At 54.8% G+C, this 20,107-nt stretch carries 20 protein-coding genes; 3 read left to right on the top strand and 17 right to left on the bottom strand.

The window, feature by feature from the left end; translation table 11 throughout:
- Positions 1-125 precede the first annotated feature (125 nt).
- The 6 genes from pgpA to nrdR all read right to left on the bottom strand — a co-directional run bounded on the left by pgpA (position 126) and on the right by nrdR (position 4,203).
- A complete protein-coding gene (pgpA, locus tag ACQE3Y_RS04315; RefSeq protein ID WP_426974746.1) occupies positions 126-629 on the bottom strand; it encodes a phosphatidylglycerophosphatase A in 504 nt (167 codons plus the stop codon).
- The gene (thiL, locus tag ACQE3Y_RS04310) at positions 610-1,587 is read right to left on the bottom strand and encodes a thiamine-phosphate kinase (RefSeq protein ID WP_426974628.1); all 978 of its coding nucleotides are present in this window, start codon (positions 1,585-1,587) and stop codon (positions 610-612) included. Before thiL ends, pgpA begins: the two co-directional genes overlap by 20 nt.
- Positions 1,588-1,644: 57 nt before the next feature.
- Positions 1,645-2,064: a transcription antitermination factor NusB gene (nusB, locus tag ACQE3Y_RS04305; RefSeq protein WP_085067732.1), complete on the bottom strand. Its 420-nt coding sequence runs from the start codon at positions 2,062-2,064 to the stop codon at positions 1,645-1,647.
- Positions 2,065-2,083: 19 nt separating this feature from the next.
- The gene (gene ribH / locus ACQE3Y_RS04300) at positions 2,084-2,554 is read right to left on the bottom strand and encodes a 6,7-dimethyl-8-ribityllumazine synthase (RefSeq protein ID WP_085067733.1); all 471 of its coding nucleotides are present in this window, start codon (positions 2,552-2,554) and stop codon (positions 2,084-2,086) included.
- Positions 2,555-2,643: 89 nt separating this feature from the next.
- Positions 2,644-3,750: a bifunctional diaminohydroxyphosphoribosylaminopyrimidine deaminase/5-amino-6-(5-phosphoribosylamino)uracil reductase RibD gene (gene ribD, locus ACQE3Y_RS04295; RefSeq protein WP_426980968.1), complete on the bottom strand. Its 1,107-nt coding sequence runs from the start codon at positions 3,748-3,750 to the stop codon at positions 2,644-2,646.
- A 3-nt stretch (positions 3,751-3,753) separates the two neighbouring features.
- The gene (nrdR, locus tag ACQE3Y_RS04290) at positions 3,754-4,203 is read right to left on the bottom strand and encodes a transcriptional regulator NrdR (protein WP_038627640.1); all 450 of its coding nucleotides are present in this window, start codon (positions 4,201-4,203) and stop codon (positions 3,754-3,756) included.
- A gap of 170 nt (positions 4,204-4,373) precedes the next feature.
- Between nrdR and ACQE3Y_RS04285 the strand changes: the two genes are divergently transcribed.
- Positions 4,374-4,913, top strand: coding sequence for a DUF3251 domain-containing protein (locus ACQE3Y_RS04285; protein WP_426974630.1), 540 nt, complete (start codon positions 4,374-4,376; stop codon positions 4,911-4,913).
- A 95-nt stretch (positions 4,914-5,008) separates the two neighbouring features.
- Here the strand turns inward: ACQE3Y_RS04285 and secF are convergent, their stop codons facing one another.
- The 5 genes from secF to queA all read right to left on the bottom strand — a co-directional run bounded on the left by secF (position 5,009) and on the right by queA (position 10,485).
- Positions 5,009-5,977 carry a protein translocase subunit SecF gene (gene secF / locus ACQE3Y_RS04280; RefSeq protein WP_426974631.1) on the bottom strand — a complete coding sequence of 323 codons (969 nt, stop codon included), beginning with the start codon at positions 5,975-5,977 and terminating at the stop codon, positions 5,009-5,011.
- Positions 5,978-5,987: 10 nt separating this feature from the next.
- Positions 5,988-7,835, bottom strand: coding sequence for a protein translocase subunit SecD (secD, locus tag ACQE3Y_RS04275; protein ID WP_426980967.1), 1,848 nt, complete (start codon positions 7,833-7,835; stop codon positions 5,988-5,990).
- 27 nt (positions 7,836-7,862) lie between these two features.
- Positions 7,863-8,195, bottom strand: coding sequence for a preprotein translocase subunit YajC (gene yajC, locus ACQE3Y_RS04270; RefSeq protein ID WP_085067738.1), 333 nt, complete (start codon positions 8,193-8,195; stop codon positions 7,863-7,865).
- A gap of 24 nt (positions 8,196-8,219) precedes the next feature.
- On the bottom strand, positions 8,220-9,344 hold the full coding sequence (gene tgt, locus ACQE3Y_RS04265) for a tRNA guanosine(34) transglycosylase Tgt (protein WP_250652041.1): 1,125 nt from the start codon (positions 9,342-9,344) through the stop codon (positions 8,220-8,222).
- 70 nt (positions 9,345-9,414) lie between these two features.
- Entirely contained in the window at positions 9,415-10,485 is a 1,071-nt protein-coding gene (gene queA, locus ACQE3Y_RS04260) for a tRNA preQ1(34) S-adenosylmethionine ribosyltransferase-isomerase QueA (RefSeq protein ID WP_426980966.1), read from the bottom strand.
- A 103-nt stretch (positions 10,486-10,588) separates the two neighbouring features.
- Here queA and ACQE3Y_RS04255 point away from each other — a divergent pair, with 103 nt between their 5' ends.
- Positions 10,589-11,170: an ACP phosphodiesterase gene (locus ACQE3Y_RS04255; protein ID WP_426974634.1), complete on the top strand. Its 582-nt coding sequence runs from the start codon at positions 10,589-10,591 to the stop codon at positions 11,168-11,170.
- A 110-nt stretch (positions 11,171-11,280) separates the two neighbouring features.
- Positions 11,281-12,543: a mechanosensitive ion channel family protein gene (locus ACQE3Y_RS04250; protein WP_426980965.1), complete on the top strand. Its 1,263-nt coding sequence runs from the start codon at positions 11,281-11,283 to the stop codon at positions 12,541-12,543.
- A 123-nt stretch (positions 12,544-12,666) separates the two neighbouring features.
- On the opposite strand, the gene proY is transcribed toward ACQE3Y_RS04250, so the two are convergent.
- The 6 genes from proY to phoB all read right to left on the bottom strand — a co-directional run bounded on the left by proY (position 12,667) and on the right by phoB (position 20,068).
- Positions 12,667-14,022, bottom strand: a complete 1,356-nt coding sequence (proY, locus tag ACQE3Y_RS04245) for a proline-specific permease ProY (protein WP_426974636.1) — start codon at positions 14,020-14,022, stop codon at positions 12,667-12,669.
- A gap of 69 nt (positions 14,023-14,091) precedes the next feature.
- Positions 14,092-15,411 (bottom strand): branched-chain amino acid transporter carrier protein BrnQ, encoded by a 1,320-nt coding sequence (gene brnQ / locus ACQE3Y_RS04240; protein ID WP_426974637.1) that lies wholly within the window; start codon positions 15,409-15,411, stop codon positions 14,092-14,094.
- Between the two features lie 405 nt (positions 15,412-15,816).
- Complete coding sequence (locus ACQE3Y_RS04235; protein ID WP_426974638.1) at positions 15,817-16,920, bottom strand: cobalamin-independent methionine synthase II family protein; 1,104 nt, start codon at positions 16,918-16,920, stop codon at positions 15,817-15,819.
- A gap of 194 nt (positions 16,921-17,114) precedes the next feature.
- A complete protein-coding gene (locus ACQE3Y_RS04230; RefSeq protein ID WP_426980964.1) occupies positions 17,115-18,032 on the bottom strand; it encodes a PstS family phosphate ABC transporter substrate-binding protein in 918 nt (305 codons plus the stop codon).
- Between the two features lie 12 nt (positions 18,033-18,044).
- Positions 18,045-19,364, bottom strand: coding sequence for a phosphate regulon sensor histidine kinase PhoR (gene phoR / locus ACQE3Y_RS04225; protein ID WP_426974639.1), 1,320 nt, complete (start codon positions 19,362-19,364; stop codon positions 18,045-18,047).
- Positions 19,365-19,378: 14 nt separating this feature from the next.
- Positions 19,379-20,068, bottom strand: coding sequence for a phosphate response regulator transcription factor PhoB (gene phoB / locus ACQE3Y_RS04220; protein WP_085067747.1), 690 nt, complete (start codon positions 20,066-20,068; stop codon positions 19,379-19,381).
- Positions 20,069-20,107: the final 39 nt, after the last annotated feature.

Below are 20,107 nucleotides of genomic sequence, written 5' to 3'. Positions count from 1 at the left end.
TGCGTAAACCGCTGACCGGCGCTACATTGTTCGGCTGTATGCTTCCCCACGCTCTCTGTACAGCGCTCCTTTACCTGCTACTTTTGCGATAAAGGTGTTGTTCGGGTCGGGCAACGCTTCAGCCGTTACAGCGGCCAGTGATGCCCAATAAACCACAGCAGCGCGGCCGAGAGGATCCCGGCAATCACATCGTCCACCATAATCCCCATCCCGCCATGCACGTTGCGATCGAACCAGCGGATCGGCCAGGGCTTCCATATATCCAGCACGCGGAAAGTCACAAAGCCAGCCAGCACCCATTGCCAGCTATTGACTGGGATGGCCATCAGCGTAATCCACATACCGATAAACTCATCCCAGACGATGCTGCCGTGGTCATGAACGCCCATATCTTTGGCGGTACGGTGACAGAGATAAACGCCGATACAGATGCCGAACATCACCAGCAGCGAATAGATATCCTGCGGTAAAAAGGTCATCAGCCACCAGAATGGCAGCGCCGCCAGCGATCCCATGGTGCCCGGCCCCCACGGGAACAGGCCACTACCGAAACCGGTTGCCATCAGGTGCCACGGATTGCTCAGGCGCAGGCGACTTTTCGCCAGATCTTTATCGCGCGTCAAAATGATCGAATCCTTTCAATTTCAGCATGACTGGTTTGCCATCCTGTAACAACACCAACCCTTCTGATTCCGGTGCCAGCTGGCCGATACAGGTATAGGGCACGCCCAGCTTACCCAACGCTACGTCCAGCGCGCCACGGTTGATTTCAGGCACGGTAAAGCAGAGCTCGTAATCCTCACCGCCGCTTAACGCCCAGTGCATTACCTGCTCCGGTTCGAAATGATCGCGCAGTACAGAAGATAACGGCAGGGCATCGAGATTTACCCGTGCGCCGCACTCGCTGGCCTTGAGGATATGCCCTAAATCAGAGATCAGCCCATCAGAAATATCAATGGCCGCACTGGCAAGATTACGCAGCGCCTGCCCCTGTAAAATACGCGGCATAGGACGCAGGTGGCGCTTTATCAGCGCCTCGTGGACCGCAGGATCGGTAATACGCACGCGATGCTGCAACAACGCCAGACCTGCTGCGCTGTCGCCCAGCGAGCCAGTAACGTAAATCCAGTCGCCGGGACGTGCACCGCTGCGGCGCAAAGCGCGCCCCGCAGGCACCAGACCGTGAATACCCAGCGTCAGGCTACGTGGCCCGCGCGTGGTATCGCCGCCGATCAATTGCATATCGTAGTAGTCCAGCAGTTCAAACAGGCTGTCGCTGAACGCTTTCAGCCAGGCTTCGTCCACATCCGGCAGCGTCAGCGCCAGCGTCAGCCAGGCAGGATCGGCACCCATGGCGGCGAGATCGCTCAGATTAACCGCCAGCGCCTTATAACCGAGATCGGCAGGATGGATATCGCGCAGAAAGTGGATGCCTTCTACCAGCGTGTCGGTACTGATAGCCAGGGTTTGCTTTTCCGGCACGTTCAGTAACGCGCAGTCGTCGCCGATGCCTTTTTCCACATCGCGACGTGAGCTTGTCACGCGATTAAAATAACGCGCGATCAGTTCAAATTCGCCACATGACATAATGAAGTTCCGCTGAACCTGAATAGAAAAGGCCGGAAAGAATCCGGCCTCGATTGCTTATTTTTTGTTGGGGCGGATTTGCGGAGCGGCTTTATCCAGCACGCCGTTAACAAATTTATGACTGTCTTCAGCGCCAAACACTTTCGCCAGCTCGATACCTTCGTTGATAGCCACTTTATAGGGCACATCGCTGCGTTTGCTCAGTTCATACAGAGAGACGCGCAGAATGGCTTTTTCTACCTGACCCAGCTCTTCCAGCTGGCGTGACAGGTAAGGCTTCATCAAACCGTCAAGGTATGCGCTGTTGGTCGCAACGCCAGCCAGCAGCTCGCGGAAATAGTTGATATCAACATCTTTGACATCCTGTTCCGCGAGAAACTGATATTCAATATCAGCAATGTCATTATTGGACAACTGCCAGGAATAAAGCGCCTGGACAGCACACTCACGGGCGCGGCGACGAGCAGCAGGTTTCACAAAAATCCCCTTACAAAAATCAGGCTTTAATGGCTTTCAATACGTTAATCATTTCGAGCGCGGTCAGTGCAGCTTCCGCACCTTTATTGCCCGCTTTGGTACCAGCGCGTTCAATAGCCTGCTCGATATTTTCAGTGGTCAGGACGCCAAAGGCGACCGGGATGTCGCTGTTCATAGCGACGCTGGCAAGACCTGAGCTGGCCTCACCGGCAACATATTCGAAGTGCGCAGTGCCGCCACGGATTACGGTGCCCAGGGCAATAACCGCATCATGTTTTCCGGCATTGGCAACGGCGCGAGCCGTCATAGGTAATTCATAGGCGCCCGGCACCCAGATAACGGTGATGTTTTCATCATTCACCTGACCAATGCGCTTTAACGCATCAATCGCGCCATCCAGCAGGCTCTCATTGATGAAGTTGTTGAAACGCGCAATGATAATCGCGACTTTCGCTTCTGGCGTAGCAACAGCAGCTTCGATAATTTTCATAATTTTCCTTTCAGGGTTCTTATTGGCCCCGCAGGGGGGCGGATTCTACCACACTCTTTCGCACTCTGCTTCCGCTTTTCCGCAGGGCGTTAAACCGGCCTGAGCGTCAGGCGCAGATCCGGGCCTACCTGACGCACATCGCTGAAGCTGAACAGCGGCGCGTCACGCAGCTCGCTCAGGCCGGGTAAAGCGCACAATCCACGGGCGCTATCGCCCAGCAGCTTCGGCGCCATATAAACAATTAGCTCATCCACCACGCCCGCTTCCAGCAGCGCACCCGCCAGTTGAGCGCCCGCTTCGACCCACACCTGATTGATCTGCTGTTTACCCAGCAGCATCATCAGCGAAACCAGATCGAGCCGGTTATCACGCGGCGGAACTCGCAACTGCTGCACCGCCTGCGGCCAGCTTTGCTGCTCATCTGCCTGCAGGCGCGCCAGCCAGGTTTCACCCGGCTGATGCAGCAGGCGATGCTGCGGCGTTACCCGGTTCTGGCTGTCAATAATCACCCGTACCGGCTGGCGTAAATTTTCCTGCGGGTAGTGTGCCTGCGTGGCGGCACCCAGTTCCTCCCAGCGAACCGTCAGCGCCGGATCGTCAGCCAGCACGGTCGCACTGCTGCTAAGAATGGCAGAACTGAGCGCGCGCAGGCGCTGCACATCACGCCGCGCTTCGGGCGAGGTTATCCACTGGCTTTCGCCGCTGGCCATCGCCGTACGACCATCCAGCGATGCGCCCAGTTTTAGCTGAACGAAGGGAAAGCCGGTGCGCATGCGTTTTAAAAAACCACGGTTCAGCGCTTCAGCTTCCGCCATCATCAGCCCGTGACTGACGTCGATCCCTGCCTGCTGCAGACGATAAAGCCCGCGTCCAGCCACTTCCGGGTTAGGATCCTGCATCGCCGCAACCACCCGGCTGACGCCAGCGGCAATCAGCGCTTCACAGCACGGCGGCGTACGACCGTGATGGCTACAGGGTTCCAGGGTAACGTAAGCGGTCGCGCCCCTGGCCTGCTCGCCTGCCATCCGCAATGCATGCACTTCCGCGTGCGGCTCACCGGCGCGCTGATGCCAGCCCTCGCCCACGATAACGCCATCGCGTACGATAACGCAGCCAACGTTGGGATTCGGCGTAGTGGTAAAACGACCGCGCCGCGCCAGTTCCAGCGCGCGCGCCATATACTCTTCATCGCGCATAGCTTAATCCTGTAAACGGGCGATCTCTTCGCCAAATTCACGAATATCTTCAAAGCTGCGATAGACGGATGCAAAACGAATATAGGCAACTTTATCGAGTTTTTTCAGCTCATCCATCACCAGGTTGCCGATCATTTTGCTGGGAATTTCGCGTTCGCCTGTAGCGCGCAGCTGAGTTTTGATATGACTAATGGCGTTTTCAACGGCATCAGAGCTAACCGGGCGCTTTTCCAGCGCTTTAACCATGCCGCTGCGCAACTTATCCTCATTAAACGGCTCGCGGACATCGTTGCTTTTAATCACGCGTGGCATCACCAGTTCCGCCACCTCAAAGGTGGTAAAACGCTCATGGCAGTCCAGGCATTGACGGCGGCGGCGCACAGAGGTGCCTTCACCAACCAGACGAGAATCAATTACTTTGGTATCCACGGCGGAACAGAATGGGCAATGCATGACATATCCTGATTCTTCACGAAATGAAACCTTAGTGTACCCCGAAGCCCCTGACAACCAAAGCCTCGGCGGGCTGACGACGCATTTTTCTGTGCGGCCCGTGCGCTTTTTCGCCCTCCCGTACGCTTTCACCTAAGCTTGTAAGTAAAAGCGTTAAAAGGAGAGTGAAAATGAAAAAGGGTCTTTTTCTGCTGCCGTTATTGACCGCAGCGCTGCTTAACGGCTGCGCTGCTCCTTCTCCGGCAAAAAATCAGGCGCTACAGAGCGAGGTGAAACAGCTTAATCAGCAGGTTAATCAGCTGACGCGCCAGGCCAGCGCGCTGGAACAGCAAAACCAGTTAAACAGCCACTCCAGCCAGGGCGCATGGCTGCTGCCAGCGGCGAATACGCGCGTTGAGCTAAAAAGCCAGGCGGGGCCACTGATGTTAACGCTGACGCGCATTGAACCAGAGGCGAGCGGCACCCGCGCCTTGCTTACGCTGCGTTCGGCAGACGATCGCCCTTTGCAAAACCTGAGAATGCAGGTCGAATGGGGAGAACTGGATAGCGCCACCGGCAAACCTCTCAGCGCCGGTGCGCTGTCGCAAACCATTGAGGTACGTAATACTCTGCTGCCTAAAGCCGGACAGCCGGTTCCGCTGCGCCTGAGCGGCCTGTCGCCGCAGCAGTTAGGATATGTACGGGTACATAATATTGAGCCGTTAAACTGAGCGGCGCAAATAACAGGTTAAAGGGATTAGGCCGCGCTTTGCGGAAATGAAAAAGGCCGCTTACGCGGCCTTTTATTTAGCTTACCACCGTTGCCTTACGGCAGAATGGAAGGCTGGTCAGCGCCCTCTTTTTCTACTTTCTGCTGAAGCATATGTTCACGCTTCATGCCCAGCTTCAGCGCCAGCGCGGAAGCAACGTAGATAGAAGAAACCGTACCGATGGAAACGCCGATCAGCATCGTCAGCGAGAACCCTTCCAGCAGCGCGCCGCCGAAAATAAACAGCATCAGCACCACCACCAGCGTGGTTGCTGAGGTCATAATGGTACGACTCAGCGTCTGAGTCAGCGAAACGTTCACGATTTCATAAGGCGTTCCGCGACGGATCTTACGGAAGTTTTCACGAATACGGTCGGAAACCACGATACTGTCATTCAGTGAGTAACCGATAACCGACATCAGCGAGGCGACGATGGTTAAATCGATCTCAATATGGAACAGCGCCAGGATACCGAGCGTAATAATGACGTCATGCGCCAGCGCCAGCACGGCACCAAGCGCCAGACGCCACTCGAAGCGAAAGCCCACATAGATCAGGATAGCGATCAGCGCCATCAACAGCGCCATACCGCCCGCCTGCGCCAGATCGCTGCCGACGCTGGGGCCAACAAACTCAATACGCTTAACGGTCGCATTCTGGCCGGCAGCCTCGTTGATTACCGAGACCACCTTATTGCCCAACGCCTGCCCTGCGTTGCCGGCATTCGGCGACAGACGGACCATTACGTCACGACTGCTGCCGAAATTCTGCACCTGCGGCTCAACAAAGCCTGATTTCTCCAGCGCGCCGCGCAACGTATCCAGCTCGGCAGGTTTTTCCAGAGAAATTTCAATTACCGTACCGCCGGTAAAATCGAGTCCCCAGTTAAACCCGCGTACGCCCATGATGATCACTGATGCGATCAGCAGCAACCCTGACAGGGTAAAGGCCAGCTTATCCCAGCGCATAAAGTCATGAACTTTACGGCCGTAGTTTAATTGTTCAACACTATATTCCTGTGCCACAACCTACTCCTCAGATAGACAGCTTGTTGATGCGTTTGCCGCCATACAACAGGTTAACGATGGCACGCGTACCAACAATGGCAGTGAACATCGAGGTTCCCACACCAATGGCGGTGGTGATGGCAAAGCCCTTAATCGAGCCGGTGCCAACCGCATACAGAATAATCGCGGTGATAAGCGTAGTGAGGTTGGCATCAATGATACTGGAGAACGCCCCTTTATAGCCCTCATGAATTGCCTGCTGAATAGTACGGCCATTCTTCAGCTCTTCTTTGATACGCTCGTTTATCAGCACGTTAGCATCCACCGCCACCGCCAGCGTCAGAACGATACCGGCAATGCCCGGCATGGTTAAGGTCGCGCCCGGCAGCAATGACATAATGCCGACGATCAGGATCAGGTTGGCCACCAGCGCGCTGGTGGCAATGACGCCGAACTTTTTATAGTAAACCACCATAAATACGATCGAGGCGATCAAGCCCCACAGACAGGCTTCCAGACCCTGGGTAATATTCTGCTGCCCCATGGTTGGGCCAATGGTGCGCTCTTCAACAATCTGAATCGGCGCAATCAACGCACCGGCGCGCAGCAGCAGCGAAAGCTGACGCGCTTCATTCGGGTTGTTGATGCCGGTAATACGGAAGCTGTTGCCCAGGCGTGACTGAATATTCGCTACGTTAATTACCTCTTCCTGTTTCACCAGGATAGAGCGGCCGTTGGCATCTTTCTTACCACTGTCTTTATATTCAACGAACAGCGTCGCCATAGGCTTACCAATATTATCTTTGGTAAAGGTCGACATCATGTTGCCGCCCGCGCTATCGAGCGAGATATTAACCTGCGGCTGATTATATTCGTCGGTGCTGGAGGTGGAATCGGTAATGTGGTCACCGGTGAGGATCACCCGTTTGTACAGCACAACCGGCTGGCCTTCGCGCGTTTGCTTCACTTCTGAATCGCCCGGTACACGGCCTTTAGCCGCTGCAGTGGCATCCACCACGGTATTCACCAGACGGAATTCCAGCGTTGCCGTTGCGCCCAAAATCTCTTTCGCGCGCGCGGTATCCTGAATGCCCGGCAGCTCAACCACGATGCGATCGGCTCCCTGACGCTGAACCAATGGCTCCGCTACACCCAGCTGGTTAACACGGTTACGCAGAATGTTAATGTTCTGCTGAACAGCATATTCACGCGCTTCACGCAAACGCTCATCGCTCATTACCGCACGCAGCAGGTTATCGCCACGGCTGCTAATCACCAGATCGCGATGACGCGTTGAAAGATAGTTAACGGCATTGTCACGCGCATCGGCGTCACGGAAGCGGATTTCCACGCCGTAATTTTCGATTTTGCGTACGTTGGTGTAGGCAATGCCTTTCTCACGCAGATCGCTACGCAGGCTGTCGGTATTCTGCTCCTGCAGCTTACCCAGCGCGGTATCCATATCAACTTCCATCAGGAAGTGGACACCGCCGCGCAGATCCAGACCGAGCTTCATCGGCTGCGCTGCCAGCATATCCAGCCATTTCGGCGTGGCAGGCGCCAGATTGAGTGCGACGACGTAATCGTCGCCCAGCGTTTTCATCAGCGCTTCACGCGCGCGCAGCTGCACATCTGTGGTAGAGAAACGCGCCAGGATAGCGCCCTGCTCCAGCGCAATAGATTTGCTTTGAATATGCTCTTGTTTTAAGACGTTTTGGATCTGGTCCAGCGTTTGCTCACTGGCGGCGCTTCCGCGCGCGCCAGTGATTTGAACAGCCGGATCCTCTCCATAAAGGTTGGGAAGTGCATACAGCAGACCGACGGCAAGCACCACGATCAGCATAATGTATTTCCACAAAGGATAACGGTTTAACACGGCAGTTCCCTTAGGGAAAACAAAGAATTACAGCGCCTTCATAGTACCTTTCGGCAGGACGGCAGCCACGAAATCACGTTTGATAACTACTTCGTTGTTATCGTTGAGTGCGATAGCAATGTAGCCGTTGTCGGCCACTTTGGTCACGCGACCCACCAGACCACCGGTAGTCAATACCTCATCGCCTTTGCCGATCGAGTCCATCAGTTTTTTATGCTCTTTGGCACGTTTTTGCTGCGGACGCAGGATCATAAAATAGAAAATCAGGCCAAAAACCGCCAACATCACAACCATCGTGTAGGGGCTTCCCTGCGACGGTGCGCCTGCTGCTGCCACTGCGTCAGAAATGAAAAAACTCATCAACTTTCCCTCATTGTTTAATTATCAAGCGTTTAATGGCGGAACCGCTTTGCCCGTCCGCGTATAGAATTCACTGACGAAGCACTCTAATTTACCTTCTTCAATAGCCTGGCGTAAACCCGCCATCAGGCGCTGGTAATAACGCAGGTTATGAATGGTATTCAGACGCGCACCGAGTATTTCGTTACAACGATCAAGATGATGCAAGTAGGCGCGACTGTAATTGCGACAGGTGTAGCAATCACACTCTGCATCCAGCGGCGACGTATCATCTTTATGTTTGGCATTACGGATTTTAACCACGCCGTCGGTGACAAACAGGTGACCGTTACGCGCGTTACGCGTCGGCATGACGCAATCGAACATATCGATACCGCGACGTACGCCTTCAACCAGGTCTTCCGGCTTGCCAACGCCCATTAAATAACGTGGCTTATCTTCCGGGATCTGCGGGCAGACATGCTCCAGAATACGGTGCATATCTTCCTTCGGCTCACCGACCGCCAGGCCGCCCACAGCGTAACCATCAAAGCCGATCTCCACCAGTCCTTTGACTGAGACATCACGTAAATCTTCGTAAACGCTGCCCTGAATAATGCCGAACAGCGCATTCTTGTTGCCCAGCTTATCGAAGTGGTCACGACTGCGTTGCGCCCAGCGCAGCGACATTTCCATCGAGCGTTTGGCATAATCCCAGTCCGCCGGGTAAGGCGTGCACTCATCAAAGATCATCACGATATCGGAACCGAGATCGTACTGGATCTCCATCGATTTCTCAGGATCGAGGAAGATCGCATCGCCGTTAATCGGATTGCGAAAATGGACGCCCGCTTCGGTGATTTTACGAATGTCGCCAAGGCTGAAGACCTGAAAACCGCCGGAGTCGGTGAGAATCGGCCCCTGCCACTGCATAAAATCATGCAGATCGCCATGCAGCTTCATAATCTCCTGCCCCGGACGCAGCCAAAGGTGGAACGTATTGCCCAGCAGAATTTGCGCGCCGGTCTCTTTGACTTCTTCCGGCGTCATGCCTTTTACCGTGCCGTAGGTGCCCACCGGCATAAAGGCCGGGGTTTCTACGACGCCACGATCAAAAACCAGACGACCACGACGCGCGCGGCCATCTTTTTTATCTAATTCAAACTTCACGTTGCCTCCATCAGAGAAACAGTCTGATGCATGGTTAATATCACGACGCCGCAGCTGCGGCGTCGGTTAATCAGCCGCCGACTTTTTCCTCCGGCGCCTGGGGATTGCGGGTAATAAACATCGCATCGCCGTAGCTGAAAAAGCGATATTGCTCAGCTACTGCCTCGCGATAGGCGTTCATGGTGTGGCGATAACCAGCAAACGCGGAAACCAGCATAATCAGCGTGGATTCCGGCAGATGGAAATTGGTGATCAGCGCATCAATAATCTGATAGCGATAGCCGGGATAGATAAAGATTTGGGTATCGTCGAAGAACGGCGCAATCAGCGCATCCTGTGCCGCCTGCGCCGCGCTCTCCAGCGAGCGCACCGAGGTGGTGCCCACAGCGACCACCCGGTTGCCGCGCGCCTTACAGGCTAACACCGCATCCACAACCTCCTGCGGCACTTCAGCATACTCGGAATGCATGATGTGATCTTCAATGCTGTCCACGCGCACCGGCTGGAAGGTTCCCGCGCCCACGTGCAGCGTCACAAATGCCATCTCAACGCCTTTTTCCCGCAGCGCGGCCAGCAGCGGCTCGTCGAAGTGCAGACCAGCGGTCGGCGCGGCCACTGCGCCCGGCTTCTGGCTGTAAACCGTTTGATAAAGCTCGCGGTCAGCCTCTTCATCTGGACGATCGATATAGGGCGGCAGCGGCATGTGACCGATAGCGTTGAGAATGCCCAGTACGTCGCGTTCATCATCAAATTGAATTTCGAACAGCGCATCATGACGCGCAACCATTGTTGCCCGCACGCTTTCATCATCGCCAAACAGCAGCTCTGCGCCCGGCTTCGGCGCTTTAGAGGCGCGGACGTGCGCCAGCACACGCTTGTCATCCAGCATGCGTTCTACCAGCATTTCAATCTTACCGCCGCTGGCTTTACGCCCATAGACACGCGCCGGGATGACGCGGGTGTTATTGAACACCAGCAGATCGCCGGGGTTAAGCTTATCCAGCACATCGGTGAACACGCCGTGGCTTAAAGCGCTATCAGGACCGTTCAGCGACAGCAGTCGGCATCCGCTACGCTGAGGCTGCGGATAGTGGGCAATTAATGATTCAGGTAATTCAAAAGAAAAATCAGCGACGCGCATGCTCAATGTCTTACGGCTAACAAACAGGCGGCATAGTCTAGCGGAAAAGCGGGAAATTCTGAACTGTTACCCGGTAACCATTCTGTTAGCGTATAATGCCAGGATGAACTTTCTTGCTCATCTCCATTTAGCCCGGCTTGCCAACAGCTCGCTGACAGGCAACCTGATGGCGGACTATGTACGCGGCAATCCGCACCTACAGTGGCCTGCCGATATCGCCGCCGGCATCGCGCTACACCGTCGCCTTGATGCCCTTACCGACTCCTTACCCGAAGTCCTGAGCGCCAAACGGCTGTTTCGTCCCGAAACGCGTCGGGTTGCGCCTGTTACGCTGGATGTGGTGTGGGATCATTTTTTATCACGTCACTGGGATCGCATTGAGCCAGAGGTGTCGCTGCCGCTGTTTCTGGCGCGCGCTCAGGCGCAAATCGAGCCGATGTTGCCGCAGTTGCCAGAAGGTTTTCAGCGGCTTAACGGCTATCTGTGGCGTGAACGCTGGATGGAACGCTACGCCGAAGCCGATTACCTGCAACAGGTTTTATGCGGAATGGCAGCACGGCGTCCGCGTCTGGCGGCGCTGGCCGATTCCTGGCAGGATTTTTTTAATAATTACGCGGCGCTTGAAACTTTTTTCTGGCAATTTTATCCACAATTAATGGCACGCGCTGCCGCACAGCAGCTATAGCTTTTTCTCAGCCTGGCCGTTATGTTGGTTCCTGCAGGCCGGGCCTGTTCCGCAGGGCAGTTGCGGAATTCTTATTTCAACAGGAAGAGCACTATTCTCAGGGAGATAATATGCAACACCAAATTCTTTTTTGGCTTCATCATTTTGATGTGCCTTACGCCACGCCGCTCTCTTTAGCGATAGTTATTGCTATCGTATTACTGATCTCGCTGCTCGCTCACTGGCTGCTTCACCGTGCCGTATTGCCGATGTTAAAACGTCGCGCCTACGCCTCAAGCCAGCAATGGGCGAAATCATTAATCGATAATCACCTTTTTAACCGCTTTGCCCTATTGCTGCAGGGCGTTCTGCTCAATATCCAGATCGACCTGTTTTTGTCCAACAGTGAGCCGCTGCACGCCGTTCTGCTGGTGTTTTCGCAGGTCTGGATGATGCTCTTTTTACTGTTGATGCTGTTTTCGCTGTTAGACATTCTGCTGGAGCTATCAGCTAACAGCACGCTTGCCCGACAGCTGCCGCTGCGCGGTATTTTTCAGAGTATCAAGCTGGTGGCAGCTATCCTGTTTGCCATCATGATTATTTCAGTGCTGATGGGTAAATCGCCGCTGGTGCTGATTACCGGCCTGGGCGCGATGACCGCCGTGCTGATGCTGGTGTTTAAAGATCCGATTCTGGGTCTGGTGGCGGGTATTCAGCTGTCGGCAAACGACATGTTAAAGCTGAACGACTGGCTGGATATGCCTAAATATGGCGCAGATGGTGCCGTAATCGATATTGGGCTGACAACGGTAAAAGTGCGCAACTGGGATAACACCATCACCACTATTCCCACCTATGCGCTGATTGCCGACTCGTTTAAAAACTGGCGTGGTATGTCGGAATCAGGCGGACGCCGGATCAAGCGCAGCATCAATATCGATACCACCAGCATTCACTTTCTGAACAAGGATGAGTTGGAACAGCTACAGCATGCGCAGCTATTAACGCCTTATATCAAACAGAAAATGGTTGAGATCGAACAGCATAATGCGCATTTAAGCAGCGATTTAAACATACCGTTAAATGGACGCCATCTGACTAATATCGGTACTTTCCGCGCCTGGCTGGAGGCCTGGCTGAAAAGTCATCCGCAGATCCATCAAAACATGACCCTGATGGTGCGACAACTGGCACCCGGTACCGATGGACTGCCGCTGGAAATTTATGTTTTTACCAATACCACGGTATGGCTGGAGTATGAGCGTATTCAGGCTGATATTTTTGACTATATCTATGCGGTGCTGCCAGCCTTTGGTCTGCGCGTCCATCAAACGCCGACCGGTTATGACTGGCGTGCTTTTGCCGCTAACGCAGAGAATAAGCCTCACCTTTAGTCAGCCACCCAACTCTGTTTATATCTGGCCCTGAAATACAGACTTCATTCAGGGCGGTTAATAACCAGAAAGGCATTAATTACTATACCCATAAAAAAAGCCGCATCGCTGCGGCTTTTTTTATCATGCTGACTTCTTACGCACCAGCTTATAGCCCGCCAGCAACAGCACAATCCAGATCGCACCGACATAGAGCGAAATGCGGGTATCCGGGAAATAACCGATTAAACCGATAATGAACACCAGGAACAGCACGCCGAAAATGGCGGTATAGCTGCCGCCCGGCAGCGCGAACTTCAGCGCCTGCGCCTGCTGCTTACTCAACGTACGGCGGAAAGCGATCTGCGAACAGAGGATCATAATCCATACCCAAACGGTGGCGAAGGTGGCCAGCGAGGCGATAACCAGGAACACTTTTTCCGGCATCAGGTAGTTCAGATAAACCGCAATCAACATCGCCAGCATCATCACTACAACCGTTACCCACGGAATGCCGCGATCGGAGACTTTCATGAACATCTTTGGCGCATGGCCCTGCTGCGCCATACCGTGCAGCATGCGCCCCACTCCAAATACATCGCTGTTAATCGCCGAGAGCGAGGCGGTCAGCACCACAAAGTTCAGAATAGAGGCCGCAGCCGCAATGCCCAGATGCTGGAAAGTCAAAACAAAGGGGCTGCCCTGCGTGCCAACCTGGTTCCACGGATAGATCGACATAATCACAAACAGCGTACCCACGTAAAAAACCAGAATACGCCAGGGCACCGAATTAATGGCACGCGGAATCGATTTTTGCGGATCTTCCGCTTCACCGGCGGTGATACCGATAATTTCAATGCCGCCATAGGCAAACATCACCATCTGCAGCGACAGCAGCATGCCGACAATGCCGTGCGCAAAGAAACCGCCATTGGTCCACAGATTATGGATGCCGGTTGGCTGGCCGCCGTTGCCGATCCCCCAGATAATCATGCCCAGGCCCGCTGCGATCATAATGATAATGGTGGCGACCTTGAAGAAAGAGAACCAGAACTCCACCTCGCCAAAGACTTTGACGCTCATCAGGTTAACGGCGCCGATCACCAGCACCACGCTCAGAACCCAAATCCAGTGCGGCACGTCGGGGAACCAGACGCCCATATAGATACCGAACGCGGTAACGTCGGCAATCGCAACTATCAGGATTTCAAAGCAGTAGGTCCAGCCGGTGATGTAGCCCGCCATCGGGCCAAGATAATCCTGCGCGTAACGCGAGAAAGAGCTGGACTGCGGATTGTTGACGGACATTTCGCCCAGCGCACGCATAATAATGTACGCCACGGCACCGCCGATAACGTAGGCCAGCAGCACGCTCGGCCCGGCCATTTTTATTGCATCGGCAGAACCGTAAAACAGCCCGGTCCCAATCGCCGATCCCAGCGCCATAAAACGAATATGGCGTGTGCTCAATCCGCGTTTGAGCTTATTGGTTTCTTGCATAATGACATCTTACCTGTGGAAATGAAAAACCACGGGCATGCCCGTGGTTAAGACCGAATTGTATCAGGTTTAATGATGCGCCCTGACCCGCTCTTGCCCCATCATGCGGTCGGCTAATGCCGTAACGATCAGCATAACCAGCGAAGGCGGCAGCCAGGCAAGCCCCTGCTCGGCCAGCGGCAGGTGTTGGCTAACGGCAGGCAGCACATCTTTAAAGCCGGTGGTTTTAATCGCGTCGATGATACCAAATACCAGGCTAACAAGCATAACCGGCGCAATAATGCGGGCGCTTTTGTTCCACCAGCTCAGGGTAAAGCTGAGCACAACCAGTACGATGCACGGCGGATAGATGGCAGTGAGCACCGGAATGGAGATCTGAATCAAATGACTCAGGCCCAGGTTAGAGACCACCATCGAGAACAGGCCCAGAATAAACACCAGCGTTTTATAGGAAAACGGCAGATATTGCGCAAAAAATTCGGCACAGGCACAGGTCAGCCCCACCGCCGTTACCATACAGGCGATAAAGATCAGCGCCGCCAGGAAGAAGCTCCCCATTCCGCCGAAGGTATGCTGCACATAGGCGTGCAGGATTGCCGCGCCGTTGGCATTCTGATCGGCCAGCGAACCACTGCCGGACCCCAGCTGAAACAGGCTCAGGTAGACCAACGTCAGGCCGACACCGGCAATCAGACCGGCCAGAATGGTGTAACGCGTCAGCAGACGTGCGTCGTCCACGCCGCGTGAACGCGCGGCATTAACGATAACGATGCCGAACACCAGCGCACCCAGCGTATCCATTGTAAGATAGCCGTTAACAAAACCGCTGGAAAAGGCCGCGTTCTGGTAGGCGTCGGTAGCCGGAATATGCGTTCCCGCAGGCCACAGCAGCGCCGCCACGCCCAGAATAAACAGCGCAAAGATTTTCAGCGGTGCCAGAATATGCCCCACCGTATCCAGCAGTTTGCCCGGATAAAGTGAAATAGCGATCACCAGCGCGAAATAGATCAGGCTATAAACCAGTAGCGCCATCGCGCCATCGCCGGTCAGCGGAGCAATACCGATTTCAAAGGAAACGGTCGCCGTGCGCGGCGTGGCGAACAGCGGCCCTACAGCAAGGTAGCAGACCGTAGCCAACAGCAGGCCAGCCGCTTTGCCTATTGGCGAGCTTAGCGCATCGATACCGCCGCCAACGCGTGCCAGCGCGATCACCGTAATAACCGGTAGACCCACTGCGGTAACCAGGAACCCAAGCGCCGCCATCCAGACATGTTCGCCTGACTGTAAACCGACCATGGGAGGGAAAATGATGTTGCCTGCGCCAACAAACAGGGCAAAAGTCATAAAGCCCAGCGCAATGATGTCTTTCGACGTTAAACGATGTGTCATAAAGCTGAATTGCCTGCTACAGATGTTGCGGTGGATGTTGTGTGAATGCTTACTGCACCCTCTCTACGCTAACATGCTGTCGGATAGGACAAATCAATTAAGTAATGTCTGTTCACGACCGCAAACGCAGTGATATGAGCTAATTTTGTTCTTTTCACAGAGGAAAGCCGCGATAAGCGGCGTAAGTAAAACGTTTATAGCGAAGAAAGGCAATACAGGATCGGAAAAGCAGAGTGATATAACGAATATAGGCTTCAGACCAGAGAATCACTTCAAGCTATGCCTAAAGCACATTACATGATGTGACTTTTTTTTCACCAGCCCGGCGTTAATTTCTTCATTGTTGTCGGCCTGAATGCACAAAAGGCGCGTTTTTACGCGCCTGTTTGCACACATTTACGCCACTCACCAGACGTTTTTTGCAATATCCACTACCAGACGCAGTTTATCCCACTGCTGCTGCGCGGTAAGATTATTGCCTTCCTCGGTGGAGGCAAAGCCACACTGCGGGCTGAGGCAAATTTGATTGATATCGATATACTGCGTTGCTTCAGCGATACGCGCCTTCACGCTTTCCGGATCTTCCAGCTCGCCGACTTTTGTGGTGATCAGCCCCAGCACCACCTGCTGATTGCCCGGCTTAATAAAGCGCAACGGTTCGAAGCCGCCGGAGCGCTCGTTATCATACTCCAGGAAAAAGGCATCAATATTGACGCCGCCAAACAGAATCTCCGCTACCGGCTCATAGCCACCTTCAGAGATCCAGGTAGAACGGAAGTTACCCCGGCAGACATGCAGCCCAACGGTCAGGTCTGCTGGTTTGCCTTCCAGCGCTTTGTTCAGTACGCGCGCATAGGTTTGCGCCAGCTCTTCCGGGTCATCGCCGCGCTCACGAATTTGACGCTTTTGATCTTCCGAGCAGAGATAGGCCCACACGGTGTCATCCAGTTGCAGATAGCGGCAGCCTGCATCATAAAAGGCTTTGATGGCATCACGGTAAGTTAATGCCAGGTCGTCAAAATAGTCCGCCAGGTCTGGATAGACCTCAGCATCAATCATCTTGCGTCCGCCACGGAAGTGCAGCACGCTCGGGCTGGGGATGGTCATTTTAGCGACAGCGTCACCGCTGATGCTGTTAAGGAAGCGGAAATCTTCCAGCATCGGATGATCGCCAAAGCCCAGCTTGCCGGTTACGCGCACGCCGCGCGCTTTGGTTTGAATACCGTTGAACTGAATCCCCTGCTCCGCCTCATAGCGCTCCACGCCCTGCAGACCGTCAAAGAAATCAAAGTGCCACCAGGCACGACGAAATTCACCATCGGTTACCACCTGCAAACCACAGGCGCGCTGCTGTTCTACGACGTGGCGGATCGCTTCATCTTCCACACGACGCAGCGCCGCAGCATCAATCTCTCCGGCGGCAAACTGCTCGCGGGCGCGCTTGATCGCTGCAGGCCGTAAAAAGCTGCCAACCACGTCGGCACGGAAAGGGGCGGTTGTTCTTTGCATTATTTTCAACTCCTGTAACGAGGCGATCCCGCCCCGCTGATTTACCGATGAAATAGTTTCAGAACTTTATATTTAAGACTTCTGGATGTCTAAATGTCTGAAATCAGCGTCTCATGACTTTTGTTCAGCGGCAAGGGAGGAAAATTCACAAGACATGAAAAATATTCATGTTTATGCTGAAAAAACCGGCGCGCTTATAATCCCAGCAGCGCCTTTGCCTGATGGATTTGCCGTTCGGAAAGAGGTAAGTAGCCCGCCTGGGTCACCAGCGCCTGCCCCTGCGGAGAAAGCACATGACGTAAAAACGCGGCGGTAAGCGGCTCCGGCATCTTGCCTGGCGGCTTATTGATATAGATATAAAGCGGGCGTGCATAGGGATAGCGCCCATTACGAATCGTTGTGGCATCGGGCATTACCGCTTCGCCCTCTTTTGCCAGCGCCAGCGTTTTCACGCCGCTGATATGGAAGCCAAAGCTGGCATAGCCGATGGCATTAAGATTGCCCGCTACCGCCTGCACCACTGCCGCAGAACCAGGATATTCGCCCACGTCACGACGAAAATCGCCGTTGCAAAGCGCCTGCTGCTTGAAAAAACCCCAGGTGCCGGACGCCGAGTTACGCCCCAGCCGCTGTAGCGAACGATCGCGCCAGCTGAGCTGTTGTAATCCCAAATCGCCCCAGGTATGCGGTGAACGGGGTGCCCCGCAGCGCCGCGTCACGGAAAAAATCGCGTCCAGCTGCTGCGCATTGAGCCGGGTCAGCGGATTATCCTGATTCACCACCACCACCAGCGCATCCAGCGCGACCGGCACCGCCAGCGGCGGATAGCCGTAGCGCTGCTGAAAAAGCTGACGTTCCGAAAGCTGCATTGGACGGCTCATTGCGCCCAGCTGTGCCGCGCCTGCGGCAAGCGCGGTCGGCGCGGTGGAGGATCCGGCGGCCTGTACCTGCACATTAACGCCCGGATACTGAAGATTGAAACTTTCGCCCCACAGCGCCATTAGGTTGCCCAGCGTATCTGAGCCAACGCTGCTGAGATTCCCTGCCAGCAGCGCGGGTTTTGCCTGCAGCGCGCCGGAAAACAGCAGCAGCAGCACCATGATGATTTTCATACTTTGCATCCGTCAGATTTTACGCGCCGCATTGTCCGGCAGATGCTGGCTGACAATCAACCTTGTCGGCAGGATAAAACTAAAACAGGTCCCTTTATGCGGCTGGCTGGTAATGGTGAGGCGAGCGCCGTGATGACTCAGGGCATGTTTAACAATCGCCAGCCCCAGTCCACTGCCGCCGGTGGCCCGCGATCGCGCCTTATCCACCCGATAAAATCGCTCGGTCAGACGCGGCAGATGCTCCTGGGCAATGCCCGGCCCGTTATCTTTCACTGCAAACAGCGCGCCCTGTTTGCAGAATTGCCAGCTGACCTCAATATGCGTGCCTTCCGGCGTATGGTTGACCGCGTTATAGACCAGGTTAGAGATGGCGCTGCGGAGCTGCTCTTCGTTACCGAACACCTTTAGCTGCGCATCGGCATGAAACGCAATATGATGCCGGCCATTACTCAGGGTTTCCGCTTCGCGCTGCAGCAGGCGCAGCATCATCGGCACATCCACTTTCTCCGCCAGATCGATAGCGGGCGCAGCCTCAATGCGTGAAAGCGTCAGCAGCTGTTTAACCAGACCATCCATCCGGCGCGTCTGCTCCTGCATGGTTTGCAGCGCTTTTTCACGGGATTTTCCCTCCAGCACCGCATCGCCCATCATTTCCAGATAGCCCTGCAGCACCGTAAGCGGCGTGCGCAGCTCATGGCTGACGTTGGCAAAGAAGTTACGGCGCGCGCCCTCCAGCTGGTGCATCTGCGTAACATCGCGCGCCACCAGTAGCCACTGCCCTTCGCTATAGGGCATTACGCGAAATTCCATATGCAGCTGATTATTCATCACCAGCGTCAGCGGACGAACAAAATCCTGCTGACGCAGATAGCGGGAAAACTCAGGATAGCGCAGCAGATTAAGGATGTTCTGACCGTTATCTTCAGGCCAGCGCAGCCCCAGATGCTGCTGTGCCAGACCGTTGCACCAGAAAATAGTGCCCTCATCGGTGGTCAGCACCACCGCATCGGGCAGGGATTCCGCCCCGCTGCGAAACCGCTTAATCAGGTTTCCCAATTCGCGGCGACGGCGGCGGTTGCGTAGCTGCATCTGGTAAAGCCCATAAAACAGCGGCTCCCAGCTCCACTGACCGCCAGGCGGCGTCATAGAGCGGTCGGTCCACAGCCAGTGTGACAGACGCAGCAAATTCCAGAAGTGCCAGCCCAGCAACAGCAGTACGGCGCACAGCAGGAACCACGGCAAATAGCCGATAATCAGGCCAGCCAGCAGCGCGGGCAAACAGACCAGCACCAGTTCCAGTAATAATCTCTTCCAGGAGAGGCGTTCCAGCACGAGGCAGACTCCGATCAGTAACGAGCGGAGAAACGATAACCCGTTCCACGTACGGTTTGCACCATGCGATCGTGACCGGTCAGCTCCAGCGCCTTGCGCAGCCGCCGAATATGCACGTCAACCGTACGATCCTCAACGTAAACATTGGTGCCCCAGACATTGTTCAGCAGCTGTTCACGGCTGTACACGCGCTCCGGGTGCGTCATAAAAAAGTGCAGCAATTTATATTCTGTCGGGCCCATCTCCAGCGGCGTGGTATCTGACATCACGCGGTGCGAAGAAGGATCCAGGCTCAGCCCCTGAATTTCGATCACATCCTCAACCGCCATCGGCGAAATGCGGCGCATTACCGCCTTGATGCGCGCCACCAGCTCTTTTGGTGAGAACGGTTTAGTGATGTAATCATCGGCGCCCACTTCCAGGCCGCGCACGCGATCTTCTTCTTCGCCGCGCGCGGTAAGCATCATGACCGGGATATCGCGCGTCATCGCTTCGCGCTTGAGATGTTTGATAAACTGAATGCCGCTGCCGCCGGGTAACATCCAGTCCAGCAGGATCAGATCGGGCCATGGCTCGATTAACAGGTTGACAGCGCTGTCATAATCATCCGCTTCGATGGGCTGATAATCATTTTGCTCCAGCACGAAACACAACATTTCCCTGATGGGGGCTTCATCTTCGACAACCAGAATGCGCTTAGCCATTATTGCTCCTGCGAATGTGACTCTTGGTCACGGGGATTT

This window comes from Pantoea sp. FN0305 (genome assembly GCF_050113845.1).
Classification (GTDB): Bacteria; Pseudomonadota; Gammaproteobacteria; order Enterobacterales; family Enterobacteriaceae; genus Mixta; species Mixta alhagi.
Note: the sequence above shows the minus strand (reverse complement) of the source record. Positions and strands in the feature narration are given on the sequence as shown.